Raw genomic sequence first — 20,572 nt, 5'->3', positions numbered from 1 at the left:
GCGTTGTTATTAAGGTGAATTATTGAGTAACGGTTTTGCAGCTGTTCAGCCAGGCTTCAGTGTCGATCTTCTGCTTTTGCAGGAACGCCTTCTGATTGGCCCAGTGGGTGCGCAAATAAGGTTTGAGGTCTTGCAGCTGTTTGTTGCGGGTGATGATTTCTTCCATCACCGGGACCTGTGTTTCAAGCAGCGGCTGGCCGTACAAGGTTGCCGATTCCACCAGGCTGCTGGCGTAGTAGCGGCTGAGCTTGTGCAGGCGATCCTTCTGCTCGTCGAGTTTGCCTTTGCGCATGTCGCAACTGGCGTCTTTGTCCGCGCTTTCGCAATTGAGCTTGTAGTTCTTTTGCAGGAAGTCCACGTACTGGCCGTCGTCTAGCATCTTGGTGCACAAGAATGCGCCCAGATTGAGGCTGGCGCGAATCGCCTGGTCGCGGGTTTCTTCCTGCTGCTGATTGCTGGCGCGCAGCTGGTTTTCCAGGGCCTGGAGTTTTTCCTTGAGCGCCTTGTCTTCGACGCCCGAGGCCAGGGTGTTCAGGGATTGAACCGTGCCTTTGTCGGCGGATTCAGTTTCCTTGCTGCCAGTGCCGAGTTTCTTCCAGCTGCTTTCGATGCTGGCGACCCGTTCGCGAGAGGTGAGGGTCGGGGAGACCAGCACCAGTCGCAGGCCGGTGGTTTTGTTTTTTACCTGACCTTCGGCGTTGTAGTACGGCTCTTCCTTGCGCAACGCGGTGCGCAGATCGGCTTGCGCAGTCAGGTAGTTGCCCCCGCGGACCACGTAGCCGCCGGCCTGGCCGTGTTGGCGGTCGAGTTTGTTCAAGCGAAACGGTTCGAACATCATCTCGTCGACGTTGCCGAGCATGTCGTGCAGGCCCAATGGATTGGGTTTTTGCAGGCCGGACAACTGCACTTTGCCGTTGGACGATTGCGCCCCGGCAAACCACTCGTAGGCGTTGATGCCGTCGGGCATCGGGTAACGCGTGTCGCGAAATTCCGCCGCGCCGACTTCCAGGCCGCCGCGAGCGGCGAACTCCCACTCGACTTCCGTCGGCAAGCGCAGGAAGCCCAGCGCACCGTCTTCTTTCGGCAATTTGCCGGCAGCGTTTTTACGCAGCCACAGGTTGTATTTGTCGGCCGCTTCGACGGCTTGCACCCAGCTCACCGCCGTTTGCGGCACGCGCAGTTTGGTGGCGGCGGTGGGACAGGTTGCTTCGGTCAGCGCGGCGTATTGCAACTGACTCATCTCGTACTTGGCCATCAGGTAGTAGCGGGATTTGTCGTTTTTCGCGCCAGTGAAACTGCCGGCGATGAACGTCGGTCGGGTCTGTTCGACGTAGCCATATTCCGCGCCGTCCTGACCAATGTTGATTGGGTAGTCATCGAGCGGCCCGGCCACGGGGATGAACACCTTGCGAAACACCATCGAGCCTTCGCAGGGCATCGGCAGCACCACATCGGCGGCGTCCGGCATCGGGTTGTAAAACTTCTCTTCCCAGCCCGCTGCCGAGGCGTCGAGCAGGCAGCCAAGGCTCAGGGGCAACAGCAAGCCAAAACGTTTATAGCTCACGCAGACTCTCCGCAGGTTGGATGTTGATGGCTCGCAGGGCGCCGATCACGGCCACCAGCGCAGCGACCAGAAAGGTCAGGAGCAGGGCGGCAAAGCCGTGCCAGAGTGTGATTTGGCAGACGAAGGTGCCGGTGGCCTGGCTGCTGCCCAGCAAGTAGTCGAACAAATGGCTGCCGACGGCGTAAAAACCCAGCCCGCCGACGTAGCCCGCAAAGCTCAGCACCAGCGCCTGCAGGACCACAAAACCGCCTACGGCCCGGCGCTTGAAACCCAGCAGACGCAGGACCGCCAGGCTTTTTCGCTTACGGTCGATGTTGGCCAGGAACGCGCCGACCATCGATGCCACGCAGCCGATCAGCGCTGCCACGGCGATCACGCCGAAGATCAGCCCCAGCACATGGTTGATGGCTTTGACGTTGTCGATGTCGGCCAGCCGGCTCGAGGTTTCGATGTGTTGTTCGTTGAGCCAGCGTTCCAGCGGCGCGACCTGATCGATGTCACGTGCATACACACGGGCGCGGGCGTACAGCGGTTGCAGATTGCCCAGAGGCTTGCCGGTGATAACGCCGAACGCACTGACCTGATAACCGTCGCGAAAGCGCTCCAGATCCAGCAGCAGCGGCGGGGCGACAAACCCGGCCGCGCGGCCGAAGCGGGCGCCGTCGAGTACCGCCAGCACTGTCAGCGTCATTTCGCCGCGCTCGTTAACACCTTCCAGACGGCGCAAGGCTCGCAGCTGCACGCTGTCGCCGGCCTTGGCCTGCAAACGTTGCGCGGCGCGGGCGCTGAGGATCACTTGATTGCCGACCGGGTTGAGCGGCGCCAGGTTCAGTTGTGGGTCGCCCGGCTCGGTGGCGATGATTTCTGCACCTTCGACAAACCGTTGCATGCCGATCAGCAGGTCCGCCTGGGTATTGAGCGAGCGCGTCTGGCCGAGGGCAAAACCGGTCTCGGGGCGCAGGCGCAAACGCTCGATCCAGGCAGTGTCGTAGTTGCCGTTGCTGAGCATCTTCACTTCAAGGTTGCGCGGGTCGCGCAGCAGTTCGTCCTGCAACTGGCTGACCACGCCGTGCTTGAGACCGAACAGCAGCAGCAACGGCGCGATCACCGCCACCAGGGAGGCGGCGATGCACAGCGAGACCTTGCGGTCGTGCCAGAGGTCTTGCAGCGCCAGTGAGCCCAGCAGGCGCAAGCGATCAGTCCATCGGTTCAAACAGAGTCTCTCCCTGACGGCTGATAGCGCCGAGTCGCGGCAAGCCGAAATCTTTCAGCAAGGCCCAGTCATGGGACACGACGAGCGCACTCAGGCCCATGTTCGATACCAGGCTCAGCAGCAACTCGAACAAACGCCGGGCGCTGTGCGGATCAAGCGCGGCGGTCGGTTCGTCGGCCAACAGCAACAGCGGTTCATGGGCAATCGCGCGAACGCAGGCAACGCGCTGGCGTTCCCCGATCGACAACGCCTGTGGCTGCTTATCCAGCAAGCCTTGCAGGCGCAGCACCTCAACCGCGTGATCGATGTGCGCGCTCTTGACCGGCATACCAAGCAAGCGACGCGGCAAGCTGATGTTGTCGCGCACACTCAAAAACGGCAGCAATCCGCCGCTCTGTAAAATGAACCCCAGATGACGCGAACGCACGGCCGCCAAGGCTGGCTGGTCGTCGCTGGCCAGCAGTTGGGCGATGTCCTGATCGTGGGTTGCGCCCAGCCGAAAGCGCTCGAGCTCGACCGGCACCAGCAAAAGACCGATGGCTTCGAGCAGCGTGCTTTTGCCGCTGCCGCTCTCGCCGGTGATGGCGAGGATTTCTCCGGCACCGACCTGCAAATGCGGCAGGCGCACGTGATGGGCCAGCGCGCCTTCACCACGGCGCACCAGCAGGTTCTTGATATCGAGCATCAGCGTCTCGTTAAGGCATCATTTCGAGTGGCACGGGGTACACGTTGTCCCGCGCATCGCTGTCCTTGGCTAAAGCAACCCAGCGGTCGACGTCAGCGTTGTAACGCTGGTAGTGCCGCAGCTTGGTGTTGAGCGTGCGGATGAATTTCTCCTGCGCCAGGCCATCCCAGCTCTTCCAGGTTTCTTCGTCCAGATTCAACACTTCGCTCTGATACGGCAGGTCTTCGAGGTACTCGCCGAGCACACCCATGTCCGCCAGTTTGGCTTTGCTGTTCTGCTTGAGCTGATTGGGATCGGCGCCCATGGTTGCGGCGACCGAGCGCAAGCGGTCGAACATTTCCGTCGGCGAGATCAGGCCTTCGTTGGCCGCGTCGAGGATCTGCTTCATCACATCGCTCAAGTCGCTGAGCTGGGACTTGGTCAGCAACACCCGCACGTCGGTGGTGGGGATGTTCTGCTTGATCAGGTCGCGGTCGGTGATCCAAGCCTTGAACACCGGCGGGGCCTTGCTGTTGGTCTTCTCGCCGAGATAGGCAAGTTGCATGGCATGGCCGATCAGCGCCGCGTCTTCGAGCATTTTCTTCTCGGCCGGGTCCTGCTTGGCGTTCGCCGCGCTGCCGATGGCGTCTTCGCCCATGTAGGCGGCTTTCACCTGCGTCGTGATCGCGGCGGCCAGTGCGTCGACCTTACGGCCGAACTCCTGCACATCGCCCGCATTTACCGGGTAGTACAGCGAGGTGTTGGTGCCCGGGTAAGTCGACAGATCCTGGTACTGCGCCTCGGCCTTGGCGTGGTCCTTGGCCCCGGCCGGGGTTTTCAAGTGCAGCGTATAGATAGCTACGCCCGGATTGGCGGCCTCGATACGCACCTGCGCTGCGCTCAACCCGGTCTTCGACAGTTTGTCGTCGCCCTCGATGGCGCCCGCATCGGTGATCAACACCACGTAGCGCGCACCGAACTGGCTCCAGTCGACTTTGTCGATGCTCTCCATGACGCCGGCAAATGAGTCCTCATCGAAGCTGCTGCTCGACACGGCGGCCTGTTTGAGGTCGGCGATCTTGGCGAAAAAGTCGGCGCTGTCTTTCACCTTGGTAGGGTCGGCGTACATTTTGGTGGTGTATTCCAGCCCCGGCACCGCCTGGGTGTTGGAGCGGAAAGCCACCATGCCGAACTTGACCTGCTTGCCGAGGTTCTGCGCTTCGATCCGCTGATAAACCTTGCGAATCGCCTCGCGGGTGCGGTCGATGTACGGGTCCATCGAGATCGTCGAATCGATGACAAACACCACCGCCGCACTGAATTCCTTCAGTTGGCTGGCCGCTTTGTCTTCGGCTTCCTTACCGCCGGCCGCGCTTTTTGCAGCAGTGCCCTTGGGGTCTTTGTCATCAGGCTTGCTGACCGATGCCACATTGAGCAGACGCGTGCGGAAACCGCCTTCGGTCATCACTTCTTCGCCGCTGAGGACCGGCAGCAGGTAGAACTGCTTTTGCAGGTCGACGAAGTATTCAGGCTCTTCAGCCAGCACGCCGGGGGCTTGCTTGCCCTTTTTCAGCGTGGCCCGCAGCGGGGCGACTTTGCTCACCGGATCCGGCGCATCGAGGATGCCTTCGATGGTGGCGCGTTCCTTGAAGAACAGCAGCCGGTCGCGGTTGGCCGGGTTGGTAAAGGCCAGGGTCAGCTGCATTTTCCAGTCGGTGGTGCAACTCGCCGGCAACCATCCAATGGTTTTGCCATAGCTGTCGGGGCCGACTTTCAGCCATTCGGCGTTGGCAGCTTGCGCACGCTCGTACACATAAAAACGGCTAAACACCGGTTGCTCGTCACCCGCAGCACCGCCCGCCGTCGGGCTGATTTTGCAACCCGGGGTGGTCAGCACGCGCTGGAACAAGGTTTTTTTGCCGGCTTGGATCAGCGGTTTGTCATCGGCCTGGGACAACGGGCTGATGCACAGCGCCAACAGCGCGGCGCCGCTCAGCAAAAAACGACTCAGGGGAGAACGCATCACTTCTGCAACTCCTCGAAACGCTGCTTGGCTTCGGCGTTGTTCGGATCCTGGGTCAGGATGGTTTCGTACCAGTAGGCGGCGGTGGCGTTGTCCGCGGCCGGGAAGCACTCGCTGGCCTTCAGGTATTTCGGGTCGTATTCGCGGGCATAGGCGTTGGCAATCAAAGAGTCACCGGCCTGGGCACGGTTGGCGTACAGACGCTGGGCAACGCCGCAGTGCTTGCCGGCCTTGGCTTCGTTGATGATCTCCAGCAACTTGGCGCTGTCGGGCGCGGCCTTGATGCAGGTCTGGACGAAGGTCAGCTCGGGCAAACTGTTCATGCTGTCGAGGGTGCAGGCTTGTACGTCGGCACCGGCCGGTGCGGCGCCAGCAACGGCCGGGACAGGCGCCGGAGTGCGTTTGTAAAACCAGAATCCAGCCGCCGCAGCCACCAGCAACAGCACGACAAGCGCGAGGCCGATGAGGCCTTTGTTGCTTTTCTTCACCGGAGGCGGAGGAGGGGTATAAGCGGGTTCGTTGGGCACCGATTCCAGTTCGATTTCTGGCTCGGCGGTGAGCAGGACCAGTTCCGGCAGCTCTGGAATTTCTGGTTCTGGCGCACTTGGCGCTGTCAGGTCTGCGCCGCCATAAGTCGAGCGTGTCTGGCCGCCCGCCGTGGACGGCAGCACCCCGACGCCTGGCCGAACCACGCCTTTGTCGGTATGTCCCTGGTTCTGTTCGCGTAGCTCGATCATGAATTGCGAGTTGGCTCCACCTTCGAGCAGCGGATCGACCACTTCCGGGCCAACCTGTGCTTCAAGAGCGTCGCCACTGGCCGCAAGGCTGAAGCGCGAGACCTTGAACCAGAACGGGTTGTTGCTCCAGGCCTTCTGGTCCTGGAGGTAGAAACCGTCCTGGTTACGCTGAATGGAGAACTCCAGCTGTTCCTCGCCACCCTGCCATTTCTTCACAGTGAGGCAGGCCTGACCAGGCACATTGGGCTCTAACGCGAGCAGGTCGACACGAATTGGCATTGCTTATCTCGCTGTGAAGGCTGTGAGCACATGGCCCAGCCGTTCATTCTGTTCAGGGGTGATTTCGCGACCGGCACCATGGCCGGCGTTGTCCTGTGTGATGTAAGCCAGGCCCGAGAGCCAGTCGCCCAGATACCGCTGCGCCTGGTTCGCCGGTTGTGGCGGCAGCACCGGCACTTGTCCAGGATCGATGTCGGTGTAGAACGAGAACAACGGCGCTTTGGCACCCGCACGACTATTCGGGCGCTCGTTGACCGGTTTCTGCAGGTAGCCGAACCAGGACACGAAATCGCGCAGCACACGTTGCACTTCCAGCACTTGGCGCTCGACCAGTTGATCGCGCCGCGCGCCGCTTTGCGCACGTTTGAGCACCGCACGGCTCAGTTGTCCCGGCAAGTCCTGGCGGTAACCGGCGGTGATCAGTTCGTCGACCACCGCTTCGATCAGTGCCTTTTCGAGCCCCAGCAGGTTGAGCAAGCTTTGACGGGTGGTCAGCTCGCGCAGGTGTGCAATCCAGGCCTTGAACGCGGCTTTGGCAAAACGGTGTTCGTTGCTTTGCAGTTCCGGAACTGGGGTGCTGGTTTTGCTGCTGACCGGCGCTTCGTGGCTCAGATCATCGCCGAAATCGAAGTCGAAACCGGCGTCGTTGCCGTACAGGCTCTGGCTCGGCGTCGGGGCGGCCGGTTCATCGCTGGCGGCGGGCGCGTCATCGGTTTCGTACACACCGCTGAGGTACAGGTCGCGCACCGATTCGCTCGGCATGTCGAGTTCATCAATGAACTCGCCGAGCACGGCCGGGCGACGGCCCAGGCCCGACAGAATCATCTGTGCCTGGGCTTTCTTGGCGGCTGCGGCACCGTCGCCATCGGCGTGATACCAGGTGCTCAGGCCGTGAGTGGTCAGGCCTTCGAGGCATTCGTTCAGCTGCTCGCGGATGCGTTGCAGTTTGAATTCAATGTTCGCCACGCCCTTGAAGCTGCCGCTGAAGTGGCTGATGCCACCGTCATCGTTGCGCAGCATTTCTTTCCAGGCGTTGGCAGGATTGCTGATGTGTTTGCACACCAGCTCATTGCCGGCAAAGCTTGTACCCAAGGCGTCAACGCGTTCCTGGTAGCTGGCGTTGAGGCCGGTTTCGGCGCCGCTGGCGTCTTGAACGATGAACGCCGCATCCATGCGTGGTTTGCGCACCAGGAAGGTGTTCTGGAACGGTGTGCCGGCCCAGTCGTTCATCCAGCTCAGGCTGCCGAAGCGTTCGAGCATGGTCAGCTTGACCATGCCATTCCAGCTCTCGTCGTACTGATCAGGCGTCAGGCTCAGGGAGTTGGTGATGCGCAGGTCGAGCATGGTCAGCGCCCAGATCAGGCCGGTGTCGCGTTTGCTTCGGGCGGTGGCGTCGGGGCCTTGGGTCTTCTCGATCCAGCGCGTCAGCACCGGGCCGACGTCATTGACGTCGCTCTGTTTGGTCGAACCGGTGCAGACCACCAGCGCGTTCATTTCCTGGTTGTCGGTGTAGCGTTCGAACAGGTAAGCGACCTTGCCGCGCAGGATCAGCTGCGAGACGGAGTTGTCCTTGGTGGCGGACTCCGGGTCGTTGGAGTCGGCGATCTCGTGCAGTTTTTTGCGCCCGCGATAACCGGGGAAGTCCAGCAAGTCGACCTGGTTGACGATGTCGTCCGCCGGGGCTTCGATCAGCCCGAAGGTCATCTCGGCGGTCAGTGCCGCCAGTTGCGCAACGGGGATGCCCTGGCTGTTTTGCAGGCGTCCATCGACCTGGGGCCGCACGTCAATCGGCACGTCCAGCGGGCTGCCGAAACGCTCGAGGATGTCGACGTTCATGATGCTGTCGCGCTGGCTGTAAGTGTCGTTTTCGAAACTCACCAAAGCCTTTAGTGGCGCGAATACAGTCTCGGGCAGGCCCAGCTTGTGCAGCGCGCCGGCCAGTTGCTGATACACGCGCGTCAGCTCGCTTTGCTCACCCCACAGGATGGAAAACAGCTCGGCACGTTCCTGGAAATTCAGCCGTGGTGCCAGTTGCAACGCCGTGGGCCAATACAGGTGCTCAAGCTTCTTCACCGAGTTGCGGAAGTTGTCCCGCAGGTAATCCCACAACGACACCAGATCGTCGGCGCTGACGCCCGGTTGCATCGGCCCGGTTTCGCGGCCTTCAAACGGTTTCAGCACGCGCTGGATGCGCTCTTCGTCGATCTCGTAGGAGATCCGCTCAAGGTCGAAGTCTTTGAACCAGGAGTTGGCGAGAATCTTCGCCAGCTCGATTTCCTTGAACAGTGTCAGTTCGACCGGGAACTGCGGATCCTGGCTCGGCGTGGCGCGGCGGCTGAAGCGCGTCACCAGGCCGGTGGCTTCCTTGCCGCCACCCACCGGATTGATGTGCTTGATGAAGTCCAGGCGCTGGCCACCGAAATCGGTTTCCAGTTTGCCGTTCTGACCGGCCGCGAGGGCCGAGATCAGGTAGGACTTACCGGCCTGGGACAGGCCGAAAAAGCCGATGGTCATCGGCGTGCAGGCCACGCGACCCAGGCTGTGAGCCAGGTTGCGGGCGCGGTGCAAGCGGATGTTGAGGTTATCGGCTTCGCTGTCCAGGCGCGGCGCGTTGCCACGCGTCTGGCCAATCCATTCCAGCGCCTGACCGGCACCTTCATAAACAGCGGCCCAACTGGCTGAGAGCTGAGTTTGTTCGGGGGTCAGGTCGTTCATTTGCGTTTCACACTTCCACTGTCGAGCCAGTACTTGGTCTCGCTCAGGCCGGCGTCGAGCATGGTGTTGAGTTCCAGCTCGAGGTCGCTGCGCGGGTTGAAGTTGACGTTGCTGCTGTTGGATTCGATGTCGCGTACCGAGAGACGGTCGCTGACCAGATCCTGCTTGCGCGTGTACTTGTCGGCCGCTTTGACCTCGAAGCGCACCTTGAGCAGCGGCGCACTGCCGTTTTCACCGATCGCGCGGGAGAATTTCTCCCGACCGGCCTTGGTGAAACGCAGGGTGTACAGCGGCGAAGCGGCCCAGCGATCGGCGGCCAACTGGCGGAAACCGAGGCGCAGATCGCCGCGCATTTCCAGCTGCGGCGTGTCGGCGTCATCGCCCGTACCGATTTCCGGCAACTTGATTTTGTAATCTTCGGACTGGATGTCGCGGTACAGCACGTCGGCATCCTTGATCACGTTGTTCAGGTCGATGACGCCGATGTGCTTGACCGTCGAATACGGCTTGAGCGCCGAAGAACGGAAGTAGAAGTTCGGCACGCTGTGGTTGGCGCACAACAGGCACAGCATGGCGCCGACCGAAGCGGTACTTTTCGGGTCGTCGATGCGGCCGTTCTTGTGGAACGGGTACCAGCCGCCGGTGCGGTAATTCTGCAGCGCCAGGATGCGCCCCGGTGGCAGCGGCAGCACCTTGCGAATAAAAGCCTGGATACCGGGCAGCCGCGAAGGGCGGCCGGTCAGCAGCAGGACATCGCACGGGTAATGGGCGACCACTTCACAGAGCGCACCAAGGATTTTGGTAATGTTGATCTGATCGTTGAGGAACGCGGCGTGGAGCTTTTGCAGGTCGAAGCCGATCAGCGATTCGTACAGGTCGAAACCGCTCTGGCCACCGACATCGCGGCGCACGGCGGCGTTGACGTAGTCGAGCACGGTCTGGCTGATCGCGTTGTCGCCCAGCAACTGGCGATAACTTTGCGGGCTGACTTCCTGCGGAACTTGCGGGTCGTAATGCTCGTAAGCCTTGAGCAACGCCAGGCCCAACGGTGCAAACACCTGAAGGTTCAATTGCTGGCGCAGGATCATGTCCTGGGCGCTGACCGACTCATCACCGCACAGCCGCGACATCAACGAATCCGGGGCTTTCACGCCGGCATTCTGCAAAGCCTTCTCGAAGCTCGGCAGGATGAAGTCCTGAATCACGTCCAGCAGGATGTCGTCGCCGGCTACTTTGAAACCATCGCGAAAACGCTGCTCGGGCACGATGTGCACGTTGCTGCCGCTGCCCGTGTTGCCGGCGCGGTCGAGGCGATAGTCAGTGATGACCAGGTCCGTGGTGCCGCCACCGATGTCGATGGTCGCCAGGGTAATGCGTTCGCGATCGGTCTTGTCCGGCCGGGCGATGGTGTCGAAAAACTCTTCCGGGTGACCGGCGAAGTTCTCGTTGACCTCGGTGTACAGGTACACCAACTGGCCGCACGAGGCTTCGTCCCATTCCACGCGAATGCTCGGGATCGGCGTGCGCGGGCTGGCGGCCTGATCCTGATGTGGATCTTCCTCGCCGGCGTGCCAGCCGAGGCTTTTCCACACCAGGCCGATGGCTTGCAGCATGCGTTCGTTGAGAATGCTGCGCTCGGCCTGCGGCATGCCCGGTGGCACGGTCAGGGTGATGCTGTTGAGCTGGCGCGGCACGCGGGTGTGACCCTGGCGGGAGCGTTGGGCCGGGCTGTTGATTTGCGACAGCGCCTGGGCCAGCACTTCGGCGAGCATGAACGTCATTAGCGAGCTGCGCGAGTAACGCGGCATGAACACCGGCAGACGATCGTCTTCTTCGAGGCTGTAAAGTGCCTCGCCGGTTTCGTTGATCAGGTGCGAGAACGGCGCGGCCGTGGCGTACGGCTCGTTGTCGGTCTTGATGTAGGAGCAGTTGAAACGCCAGCCGTGGCCGTAGGCGTTTTCGTCCCACAGGTAACGTTTCGGGCTGGACAGGCCAGTCGAGCCTTCTGTGCCGCGACGGCGGCTGGCCAGACGGCTTGCCTCGTTGCCGACGCGGGCGATCGTCGCCCACTGGAACGCATCGTGACGGCCGCTCTTGACCGAACAATGGTCCTTGCCGAAATACGCCTGGGCGAACTCGACTCGGCTTTCGAACGGCAGGTTGTAAGTGTGTTCAGGGGTGATCAGGTCGCGCAGTTCCAGCACGTAATTCTGCTTCAGCCCGGAGCCGGCCTGACCATGGTTCTCGATCAGGATGCCGCAGGTGCGCGAGTTGCCGACGTCCAGCACCAGGTCCACCGGAATCGGTTTGACCAGGCCATTGCTGTCATTGGCGACCACTTTCAGTTCAGGGATTTCCACCTTCGGCCTGGCCGTCGACTGCGCCGCCGCGGACGGCGTGCTCAACAGACTTAGCAGGTTGAGGTAGTGCGCCAGGTGATGGTTGGCGCGGATGTCGATGTCGAGCTCTTCGCGTGAACGATGGGCGTTGCCTTCGTTGAACACTTCGAGCAGCCACTCGTTAACCCACGGCTGGGCCAGGAACCAACGGGTTTCGCTGGCCTTGGTCGCCAGTTTGAAGGACACGCCGGAGCTGATGTCTTCTTCGTTCGGCGCCAGGTAGGCGGTGCCGTCACGCTTGGGCATGACGCGGCTGTCGAACGCCATCGTCAGGCGGTGGGTGTTGCCGTCGATGTCTGGCGTGGCCAGTTTCACCAGGCGCATCCGCGACCAGTTGGTCGGGCCTTCGTCGAAGCGGTGCGGCGGCATGAAACGGAAAAACGGCGTCGGCAGCCAGACACCATCCAGCAGTTCCAGGCTGCTTTTCATGTCGACGCTGAACGCCGGTTTGGCCTTCTCGACCTTTTCCGGTTCGGGCTCGTAGAAGTAGAAGTCTTTCTCTTCGTTGTACATCAGGCGGCAGATCAGCCCGCTGATCATCGGCGCGAACTCGCCCGCCGGTTCCTTGCGAGGATCCAGGCGCAGGGCGAAATCCATGAACTGGATACCGGTGTCACTGACGAGCGTGACGGTGTCTTCGAATTGGGTGACTTCAGGCAACATGTCGGGTTATTCCAGTCTTATTCGCCCATCTGCCGCATGGACATGGGGAATTGATCTTTTCCGTAACCGCCGGTGCAGTCCGCGACCGTGGTCGCCCCTTTGCGGCAGTTGACCTTGGGCATGTCGTAAGTGCTGCCATCGCCGCACACGGCCTGGCCCTGGCTGTCGATGGCGAGGCTGCCTCCCTTCATGGTAGCGCTCACTGGCCCGCTGCACTTCGTACCGTCGGCCTGGTGTACGGTGACTTCGCCCTTACCGTCCTTGAGCTGGTATTCCAGACGCAGGGGCTTGCCGGTCCGGCGATCCTGAATGCCGGCGCCGGCACGGTACTGACCATCGAGGAACTTGGCGGCACCGTCGGCGGCGTCAGCCGGAATGCTCAGGGGCGGGCCCGTTTTAGTGGTTGCGGCTGCGGCCTCGGATTTTTGCGCGTCGGGCGGAGTGACGGCAGGCGCCTCGGTTTTGGCGTCGGGTGGCGTGGTTGGGGCTGTTGGGGATTCGGCTGCCGGGTCTTGTGTGACGCCGGCGGGCGCGGTGTCAGCTTCGTTACCTTCAACCGCCGGAGCTTCCACGCCATGAGTGCCGTTCACGGCTGTGCCTGTGGTGGCCCCTGTGACGGTGCCGGTGACGGGAACGCCATTCACTGTTGTGGCATTGCCGGTCAGTTGCGGCTCTTCCAGCTGTTTTTCCACCGGCACGATGCCTTCAGGCAGCAAGTCCACCGCCACCAACGGAATCGGCACGCAACCGCGCAAGCCGAGCAACAGCCACAACAGCAGCAACAAGAACGGCAGCAGCAACAGCCACCACCAACGACGCCACCACGGACGAGCCACCACCGGCACGACGGGCACTACAACCGGTTCTTCGACCACGGGTGGCAGCGTGAATACGGGCGGAACCTGATAAAGGCAGTGCAGGGGATCGCGATTGCCGGTACCGGCGTGCTCGAAACCCCAAAAGGTCAATACCGGCTTGCCTTGCACCAGGTAGACGAAGTTTTCGTCAGGGAAATGAATGACGCGTTTGAGCAACTTGCCGAACACGGCTTTGTCGCCTTGCTGCTGTTCGGCCGGGTCAGTGCCCAGGAAACGCTGGCTCAACTCATCGAGGGCAGTCTTCAGGGCTTCAAGTTGGCGACGGGCAGGTGCGCGTTCTTCTTCGGTCGCGCTGCTCCACGGGATGACATCGCCGTCGAGGCCGCTGTACCAATCGATCTGGTTTCCAAGTTCGTCGCTTTGAGGAATGGCCAGGTGATCGACCATGTCGGGATTCTTGCGGCGAATGGCTTCGCGCAATTGCAGGGCCGCCCGGTAAACCGGTTGACCTGTCTCGCCCAGGGCAGTGAATGACCCGCTCTTACCGCTGCGTAATAGTGCCCCGCGCATTCAAACTCCATATGTTCCGCTGCGCAAAAATGACAGACAGAGGTGTCTGCTCTTGCTCCTGCAATTAGCTGGCGACCTTAATGTCATAATGATGTCGCCGTCAATCAGAGGAGGTCCCAAACCGTATGAGACTAGCGTAAGTGTGCGGAGGTTGCATGAGGTCAATGTGAATTGACTTTGTAAGGGTCGGACGTCCGCTTTTTTAAGCTTGCTGAAACGTTTCATCAGCGCTATAAAAAATGCACAACTCCAAGAAAGGCTTTCCTCATGACCCTGCTCAAACTCGCCGTCGCCCTTGGCGCGCTGACCGCTGCCTCCCACGCCATGGCCTGGGATTACGTGCTGCTCGACACAGACAAGGCTGCCCAGAACTGGCAGATCACCAGCCAACAACTCGGCGTAAAAACCGACAAACCGTTCTCCGTCACCCTGCGCACCTTGCACGGCGGCCGGCAGGAGGGCGTCAGCATCGTCGACATCGATAACGGCACAATGAAACTCTCGGTGGTACCGACTCGCGGGATGAACGTCTTGCAAGCGTCTGTCGGTGATGTGCGCATGGGCTGGGATTCGCCGGTCAAGGATGTGGTCAATCCGTCCTTCATCGAGCTCAATGGCCGTGGCGGACTGGGCTGGCTCGAAGGCTTCAACGAACTGGTCGCCCGCTGCGGCTACGAATGGGTCGGCCATCCCGGTATGGATAACGGTGAACTTCTGACCCTGCATGGCCGAGCAGCCAACATCCCGGCCAGCAAAGTTACCCTGCATATAGATGAAAAACCGCCGTACGCCATCAGTCTGCGCGGCGAGCTGAAAGAGCAGGCGTTCAAGAAAGTCGACTTCTCGGTGGTGACTGAACTGGTCACTGAGCCCGGCAGCGTTTCGTTTGCCCTGAACGACACCCTGACCAACAACGGTGATTATCCGAAGGAGTATCAAGCGCTTTACCACAGCAACTTCAGCACTCCGTTTCTGGAACAGGGCGCGCGTTTTGCTGCGCCGGTGAAGCAGGTTTCGCCGTTCAACGACAAGGCCAAAGGGGATTTGCCGGACTGGCAGACTTACCGTGCGCCGACCAAGGACTATGACGAGACGGTTTACAACGTTGTGCCGTATGGCGATGCGAAGGGCGATACGTTGACTGTGTTGCATAACAAGGCGGGCAGCTTGGGCGTTTCGCTCGGCTTCAACACTCAAACGCTGCCAGTGTTTTCGCTGTGGAAAAACACCGATACCCAAGGCCAGGGCTATGTCACCGGGCTCGAGCCGGGGACCAGCTTTTCCTATAACCGGCGCTATCAGCGGCCGCTGGGGCTGGTGCCGACGATTGCGCCGAAGGAACACAAGCAGTTTCAGATCAGCTATAGCTTGTTGGCGGATAAAGGGGCTGTGGATAAGGCGTTGAAGCGGGTGAGTGACATTCAAAACGGGCGGGAAACCGAGGTGCGGCAGACGCCCTTGGTGGACCTCACCAAAGAGTGATTTCATCAGCTGGAGGTCGGCCGGTATTGCAGCGCTTCTGCCAGATGGCTACGGGTGATGCCATCCACCTGCTCAAGGTCTGCGAGGGTTCGCGCTACCTTTAGCAATCGATGCGCGGACCTCAGCGACAAGGTCAGTCGTTCACACGCTGTTTCCAGCCAGGTTTCGTCGATTGTGGATAACTTGCAGTGTCTTCGAAGGCCCGGCAGATCAAGGAATGCGTTCGCGCAGCCCTGGCGTTTGTGTTGCCGCTCTCTTGCGTCGGCGACCAGCAGCGCGGCGGTGGCGGTGTCATCGCCGGGTTTGAGCGCAGGATTCAACGCGGTGGCTTCCCGAGCGACGGTCAGGTGCAAGTCGATGCGATCCAGCAGTGGCCCCGATAGTTTGTTGCGGTAGCGCTGGACCATGTCCGGTGTGCAACTGCATTTGCCGCTGGGTTCGCCAAGATATCCACAGGGGCACGGGTTCATTGCGGCCACCAATTGAAAACGTGCCGGAAATCGAACGCGATCCTTGGCTCGGGAAATTACGATGTGGCCGGATTCCAGCGGTTCTCTCAAAACCTCCAACACTTTGCGGTCGAATTCCGGAAGCTCATCGAGGAATAGAACGCCATGGTGGGCGAGAGTGATTTCGCCGGGTTGCGGCTTCGAGCCACCGCCTACCAACGCCGGGCCTGAGGCCGAGTGATGGGGTTGGCGGAAGGGCCTTTGCGGCCAGTGGCTCAAGGGCACGCAACTGGTGACGGATTGAATGGCGGCGACTTCCAGTGCCTCATTTTCGGCCAAAGGAGGAAGGAGACCCGGCAAACGACTCGCCAGCAGCGTTTTCCCCGTACCCGGCGGACCGCTGAACAACAGGTTATGAGCGCCCGCCGCCGCAATCAGTAAGGCACGCTTGGCCGAAAGTTGGCCCTGCACTTCATTCAAGTCCGGATAGGGCTTGCTGGCGTAGAGCAACCCGTTGGAAACATAGGGCTCGACGGGCGTATGTCCATTGAAGTGCGCGACCGCTTCCAGCAGATGGTCGACGGCAATCACCTTCAATCCCGACGCCAGGCACGCCTCCTCGGCATTCGCCCGCGGCACCATGAGCGAGCGCCCGGCCTTGCGTGCGGCCAGTGCAGCCGGCAATACGCCTCTCACGGAACGTACCGCGCCTGACAGCGCCAATTCTCCCAGGCATTCAATGTCATCCAGCGTCAGCGTCGGCACCTGCACGCTGGCGGACAGAATCCCCAGGGCGATCGCCAGATCGAATCGTCCGCCGTCCTTCGGCAAATCAGCTGGAGCGAGATTCAGGGTGATACGCCGCGCCGGAAATTGCAGGCCCGAATTGATGATCGCGCTTCGCACCCGGTCCTTGCTTTCCTTTACTGCCGCTTCGGGCAACCCGACCATGGTCAGCGATGGCAAACCGTTGGCCAGATGGACTTCGACGGTGACGGCAGGCGCATCCACGCCAATCTGGGCGCGGCTGTGGACGATGGAGAGGGACATGGTCGTTCCTTGAGCTTTACGGGAACCGCTTCCTGCGGTTTTTTGAAGGGTAGCCGGAGCGCCGTGTTTCGGAGTGACGAATGAGGCGGCAAACTTTCACTGGATATTGCGAGTGTCTTTCTAGCAATGAAGCGTAAGCGAGTGTGGTTGCCGACGTAGTCAATCGCGGGAAGGTTTTGCAGGACTTTTGCCTGGGTCAATGAATGACGGCGACGGAAGGGTGTGCGCGCTGGTCCAGCCTTGGTTTTTGAGAGTATTAATTGATCTATCCCGTTATTACCCGCTATTGCCGCGCTTCATTATGCTTCGTTATGCCTAATTATCTTCTGGTTTATGTGATTTAGCTTTGTTATCTGTACAGATAACAAAGCGTTATTCCATAACGAAAAGAGTTTTTAGCTTGTTTATCCGTGCAGATAAACTATGATAATTCCATAAGGAACGGTTACTTGCCACCTTGTTATCTGGAAAAGACATGCCTAAGACCAAGCCGATTTTTAAGCAGAAACTCTTGCTGGATACCTTCATTACGACGCTGAAGGAAGCGACCGGTGTATCGGTTGAAGGAATTTCATACCACGTGTCGAGCACAGATCACGAGGTCGATGCTGTGCTAGAAATTGCTACACCTGAAGGTCATTGGACTGTCCCCATCGAGTTGTTGCAGGAAGCCTATCCACGGGATGTTAGGAGCGCCGTTTGGGTTCTTGATGGTTACCGAGCAAGAACTGATCGGCCTACCCAAGTCGTGCCTATGGTGGTCGCTGAAAGATTGAGCAATGGTGCCCGCGAAGAACTGAAAATTAGAAATATCGGATACTACGATGCCAGTGGTTCACTGTATCTGCGCCATGATCGCTGGTTTATACACATCGACCGACCCCACGCCTCAGCTCGTGAGCAACGCCCACTCCCGCTCTTCACCGGCTCGCGGGAGAAGGTTGTCCATGCTCTTCTTCAAACTAAGGGTGAATGGTTCACGGGTGTTCAGCTTGCGGAACTATCCGAAACCTCAGTTTACTCAGTGTCCGGTGTGCTTCAAGAGCTGGAACGGCGTGAATGGGTTGTTGAATCGGAGGGGCGGGGACGTGACAAACGACGAAAGCTAATAAGACCTGGTGCATTGCTAGATGCATGGGCGAAGGAGTGGACAAAAGCCAAAGAGAAGCGAACCCGCTGGTACCTGTTCTGTTCGAACCCGAAGCAACTTATGACAAGGCTCACAGAGGAGGTGATGCAGGCCGGCGCATGGACGGACTGGGCGTTTACGGGGGCGATAGCTGCGAACATACAGTCCCCTCTGTTGACAAGCGTGGACATAGCCGAGATTGCCGTTTCACCTGCGTCACCTGACGATTTTGTGAAAGAACTGGCTTTGACTCCTGCGGAGAAGGGGTACAACGTCGTACTGATTGAGCGTAGTGGTGCCGGCATGTTGTTTCGACAGCAATACGAAGGTGCGTGGTTAGCAAGCCCATTCATCCAATACCTCGACCTCCTTGACGGTCGGGGAAGAAACGCAGAGCTTGCTGCCCAGTTACGACAGGACATTTTGGAGATTTGAAATGGCACTTGGACCTAAGCCAAAAACCGCACAGGGTTACTCCCTTGACCATACCGAGACATGTGAGCGTGTACTAGTCACGCTCTTGGGCGCATTTGGCACGCTAAAATCGACCCTCCGTTTGGTGGGCGGACTTGTTCCCCGGTACCTGACCCCTGCTACGCCGCCTGATGTACCTGCGCACTTTGGAACCTCGGATGTCGATGTTGTCCTGAATATTCAACTCATTGCCGAAGGCAAGGGATACGCATCGCTAGACGATCAACTCGGTGAGAGGGGCTTTGAACGCTTCGTTGAGGACAACGGCTGGGGTTCGGGTTGGCGCTGGAAGCGGAATATTTCGGAACACGAGTACGTATTGGTCGAGTTTCTACGAGGTGCGGATGACCATGATCCTGGTAACAAAGTTGTTGTTGTCGGCGAGAATGTGTCGGCACTTGCGATTGAGCACGCCGGGATCACGCACGCATGGTTTGATGAGAAGCAAGTTACTGCTCAATTGCTCGATGATGCTGGCATCGCGATTGAAACCATTCGTTATGCCGACGTCGTGGCTTTCATTATCCTCAAAGCACTTGCGTTCGACTCGCGTGGGGAGCCTAAGGATGCGGGTGACCTGATCCACGTAATGCGCTATGCAGGCACCCCAGACTACATCGCGTCACAATTCCTCGAGAAAATCCAAACCCAAGAGCATCCTGAGGCAATCAATGACGGGATCGACGCACTACAAAGGAAGTTTGCGGAAGGGAATGGTGTCGAAGGTTACCTCCTTACCGGACCGGTGCTGTACGGTCAGTTTCTCCATGGTCGCGACGAGGAAACCGCTGATGAGCGGGTTCGAGATCAGCGGTTCGCTACCGGGCTTGTGACCGAGGTTTTGCGGCTAATCCGCAATGGCTGAATCGTTCCTACTTTCGGAGGACCGTCCAATAATCGCTTCGGATTGTTCTCTCCAGGTCGTGGACATGAAGTACGGAGGTAGCTCGTTCATTGAACGAGTCGTTAAGAGCTGTAAACGAAATCGTGATGCACCAGCGTTGTGTCAGTGTTGATCTAGCGAGGAAGTTCTCTCGCTGCCTGAACACCACGCCCGAGTTCTGGCTGAACCTGCAAGCGACTTACGATCTGCGTAAAGCCGAAATCGAACGTGGTCACGCTTTAGCCATTTAAAGCGATTGCAGCATCCGCGAAGCACGCTTCCACCACGGTGCATTGACCGCCGGTCGCGACCGTTCACCCTCCGGCAGCATTTGCGGAACATCCTGCAACCGAATCCACGGCTGGTTATTCCAGTGCAGCAAACTCAATGACATCTCCGGCCAGTTCAGCAGGCTCAGGACCGGGCGTTCAGTTGACGTCGGTTGTTGGGCATCTCTGAGGGCCGGCACTACGTCGTGGGTCAGCCATTCGCGCAGGCCTCGGTATTCGGGGCAGTAATGGTAGACGAGCAGGGCGTAGACGCCGGATTCGCTGATCAGCAGGGTGTTTTCCAGGGTGCCGTGGATGACGACTCGCGCGGATTGGTGTTGATCGGGATCGAGCTTTCGGACGGCGCGTTCGTCGAGGAAAAGGCGAAGCAGACGGCCCAGGTCTCGGGCGCTGAACCAAGGCTGGTTTTCGATCAAAAGCGCGTGAAGGTGGAGTTTGTGGCGGATGAAGACGTGGGGGATTAGATAAGAGTCATCGCTATTCATTGTTACAGCTCCTTTTGCTAAAGAGGCTGCCGTCAATCGTCGCCAAACGATTGGGTGGCAGCTGTACGCGGGTTGGCGAACCGGAGCAAAAGGAACCCGGCAGACCCGAAGGTCTCCCACGCACAGCCGCCATGACTCGAGAGATGGTCGCCGTGCGCCTTAAGCTTCCAGGTCGCCAAACCCAGTGCTGAATATTCAGCTGAGGATGAGCTTAGGAACCTGGGCTTCGCGGCGCTATCGGACGGCGGTGGTGATCTTTGTAGGACGTTGCCGAGATTATGGCGGGGCGGAAGATCAAAAGCTCGCCGCCCTTGGCAACGCCTACAGGTAAATCTGAAGGTCGTTCCGACCTTATCGCGAGCAGGCTCGCTCCTACAGTGGATTGGGCTTCACCGTGGGATCGATGGGGTTACTCGGCCGGCGGATTGAGCTTCGCTTCCAGCTCCGCCACCTTCGCCTCAAGGCTCTCCAACCGTGCCCGGGTCCGTGCCAGCACGACCATCTGGCTGTCAAACTCTTCCCGGCTCACCAGGTCCAGCTTGCTGAAGCCGCTCTGCAGCAGTGCCTTGAACTGGCTTTCGATTTCGCTTTTCGGCAACGGGGTTTCGCCGCTGAAGAGGCGCGAAGCGGTGCCGCTCAGGGCGTCGAGGAAGTCTTTGGGTGCGAGCATGGGGAATGTCCTGTC

15 protein-coding genes are annotated in these 20,572 nt (G+C 59.8%); 4 read left to right on the top strand and 11 right to left on the bottom strand.

The features are described 5' to 3' along the window. Positions 1–19: 19 nt before the first annotated feature. Genes ACYZT8_RS28925 through ACYZT8_RS28890 form a run of 8 tightly spaced genes read right to left on the bottom strand, consistent with a single transcriptional unit; the run spans position 20 to position 13,645 of the window. Positions 20–1,564 (bottom strand): SUMF1/EgtB/PvdO family nonheme iron enzyme, encoded by a 1,545-nt coding sequence (locus ACYZT8_RS28925; protein WP_461977807.1) that lies wholly within the window; start codon positions 1,562–1,564, stop codon positions 20–22. Continuing rightward, positions 1,554–2,777: an ABC transporter permease gene (locus ACYZT8_RS28920; protein ID WP_461977805.1), complete on the bottom strand. Its 1,224-nt coding sequence runs from the start codon at positions 2,775–2,777 to the stop codon at positions 1,554–1,556. The genes ACYZT8_RS28925 and ACYZT8_RS28920 overlap by 11 nt, the downstream gene beginning before the upstream one ends. Next, the gene (locus tag ACYZT8_RS28915; protein ID WP_461977804.1) at positions 2,761–3,462 is read right to left on the bottom strand and encodes an ABC transporter ATP-binding protein; all 702 of its coding nucleotides are present in this window, start codon (positions 3,460–3,462) and stop codon (positions 2,761–2,763) included. The genes ACYZT8_RS28920 and ACYZT8_RS28915 overlap by 17 nt, the downstream gene beginning before the upstream one ends. Positions 3,463–3,472: 10 nt before the next feature. Continuing rightward, entirely contained in the window at positions 3,473–5,464 is a 1,992-nt protein-coding gene (locus ACYZT8_RS28910; RefSeq protein WP_461977803.1) for a vWA domain-containing protein, read from the bottom strand. Further along, a complete protein-coding gene (locus tag ACYZT8_RS28905; RefSeq protein WP_461977801.1) occupies positions 5,464–6,480 on the bottom strand; it encodes a hypothetical protein in 1,017 nt (338 codons plus the stop codon). Before ACYZT8_RS28905 ends, ACYZT8_RS28910 begins: the two co-directional genes overlap by 1 nt. Positions 6,481–6,483: 3 nt before the next feature. Further along, on the bottom strand, positions 6,484–9,195 hold the full coding sequence (locus ACYZT8_RS28900) for a putative virulence factor (protein ID WP_461977799.1): 2,712 nt from the start codon (positions 9,193–9,195) through the stop codon (positions 6,484–6,486). After that, positions 9,192–12,257, bottom strand: coding sequence for a virulence factor SrfB (locus tag ACYZT8_RS28895; protein ID WP_461977797.1), 3,066 nt, complete (start codon positions 12,255–12,257; stop codon positions 9,192–9,194). Before ACYZT8_RS28895 ends, ACYZT8_RS28900 begins: the two co-directional genes overlap by 4 nt. A gap of 17 nt (positions 12,258–12,274) precedes the next feature. After that, positions 12,275–13,645, bottom strand: coding sequence for an SrfA family protein (locus ACYZT8_RS28890; RefSeq protein WP_461977795.1), 1,371 nt, complete (start codon positions 13,643–13,645; stop codon positions 12,275–12,277). A 267-nt stretch (positions 13,646–13,912) separates the two neighbouring features. On the opposite strand from ACYZT8_RS28890, the gene ACYZT8_RS28885 reads away from it, so the two are divergent. Next, positions 13,913–15,127 carry an aldose 1-epimerase family protein gene (locus ACYZT8_RS28885; protein ID WP_461977793.1) on the top strand — a complete coding sequence of 405 codons (1,215 nt, stop codon included), beginning with the start codon at positions 13,913–13,915 and terminating at the stop codon, positions 15,125–15,127. A 5-nt stretch (positions 15,128–15,132) separates the two neighbouring features. On the opposite strand, the gene ACYZT8_RS28880 is transcribed toward ACYZT8_RS28885, so the two are convergent. Continuing rightward, the gene (locus ACYZT8_RS28880; RefSeq protein WP_461977791.1) at positions 15,133–16,626 is read right to left on the bottom strand and encodes a YifB family Mg chelatase-like AAA ATPase; all 1,494 of its coding nucleotides are present in this window, start codon (positions 16,624–16,626) and stop codon (positions 15,133–15,135) included. Positions 16,627–17,101: 475 nt separating this feature from the next. On the opposite strand from ACYZT8_RS28880, the gene ACYZT8_RS28875 reads away from it, so the two are divergent. From ACYZT8_RS28875 to ACYZT8_RS28865, 3 genes are all read left to right on the top strand, one after another. Further along, positions 17,102–18,190, top strand: coding sequence for a type IV toxin-antitoxin system AbiEi family antitoxin (locus tag ACYZT8_RS28875; protein WP_461977789.1), 1,089 nt, complete (start codon positions 17,102–17,104; stop codon positions 18,188–18,190). A 1-nt stretch (position 18,191) separates the two neighbouring features. Beyond that, positions 18,192–19,094: a hypothetical protein gene (locus tag ACYZT8_RS28870; RefSeq protein ID WP_461977787.1), complete on the top strand. Its 903-nt coding sequence runs from the start codon at positions 18,192–18,194 to the stop codon at positions 19,092–19,094. 125 nt (positions 19,095–19,219) lie between these two features. Next, positions 19,220–19,363 carry a helix-turn-helix transcriptional regulator gene (locus ACYZT8_RS28865; protein ID WP_461977785.1) on the top strand — a complete coding sequence of 48 codons (144 nt, stop codon included), beginning with the start codon at positions 19,220–19,222 and terminating at the stop codon, positions 19,361–19,363. On the opposite strand, the gene ACYZT8_RS28860 is transcribed toward ACYZT8_RS28865, so the two are convergent. Both ACYZT8_RS28860 and ACYZT8_RS28855 read right to left on the bottom strand, forming a co-directional pair. Further along, on the bottom strand, positions 19,360–19,887 hold the full coding sequence (locus ACYZT8_RS28860; protein ID WP_461977783.1) for a BRO-N domain-containing protein: 528 nt from the start codon (positions 19,885–19,887) through the stop codon (positions 19,360–19,362). The genes ACYZT8_RS28865 and ACYZT8_RS28860 overlap by 4 nt on opposite strands. Before the next feature lie 409 nt (positions 19,888–20,296). Next, a complete protein-coding gene (locus ACYZT8_RS28855) occupies positions 20,297–20,557 on the bottom strand; it encodes an accessory factor UbiK family protein (RefSeq protein WP_010465113.1) in 261 nt (86 codons plus the stop codon). Positions 20,558–20,572 lie beyond the last annotated feature (15 nt).

This window comes from Pseudomonas sp. LB3P93, assembly GCF_054898025.1.
The sequence above is the reverse complement of the archived record's forward strand: the minus strand, read 5'-3'. Positions and strand labels throughout refer to the sequence as shown.